Annotated in this window: 1 protein-coding gene; it reads left to right on the forward strand. The window is 45.4% G+C overall.

Going from position 1 to position 747, the window contains the following annotated elements:
- Positions 1 to 747: hemagglutinin repeat-containing protein (locus ACFILL_RS09425; RefSeq protein WP_375643855.1), on the forward strand; the 747-nt coding region annotated here is incomplete at both ends.

Consider the following 747-nt stretch of genomic DNA (forward strand, 5'->3'; position numbering starts at 1 on the left):
TCCGATACATCTCAATCGCATACCACAACGGTCTCCTCTATCCTTGGGGCAACGGGCAACATCGTGTTAGACGCACAAGGAGAAGCCAAGATTTCTGCTTCTCATCTGCTTTCCGGTCAAGATATCAATGTGAGCGGAGAAAGTGTGACGATTGATGGCATGACAGATCACCATAAAAGCCATTCAGAGGAGCATGAAACAGGTTTTGGTGTGGGATCAGGAAAGGGTTTTGTGTCGATATATGGGAGTGAGGGAAAGACAGAAAATGAAGAGAGTTTTGAGCATCAAGGTTCTTCTCTCAATGCGGATGGTACGATCAACATCACTGCCAAGAAAAAAGATGTGAAAATTGTTGGCTCTGACCTTGCAGGGGAAAATGTTAATCTTACCGCAGCTCGTGATGTGAATGTGCTTGTTGGTCATAATAGCCATTCCTCAAGCTCAAAGGAAGAACGTACAGGCTTTGGCATTCAGTTTGAAAAGAGCAACAGCGGTGCTTCTGTGGGTGTTGGGGTTGCAAGCGCCAAAGATACGGGCGATCAATGGGAAACCACTTCCACACAATCACACATCACGGCACGCCAAGATGTGCAGATTACTGCTGACAATGATGTAAATATGCAAGCAGCCATTGTTTCGGCGGATCGTGATGTCAACATTGATGCCGGCAATAATATCACCCTATCAGAAAGCTATGATACCTCTAACGCAAAAGAAAAGCATGAAAAGTCTTTTGCTGGTGTGACA

The sequence above is a fragment of the Bartonella sp. AP20NXHL genome (assembly GCF_042196165.1).
Lineage (GTDB): Bacteria > Pseudomonadota > Alphaproteobacteria > Rhizobiales > Rhizobiaceae > Bartonella.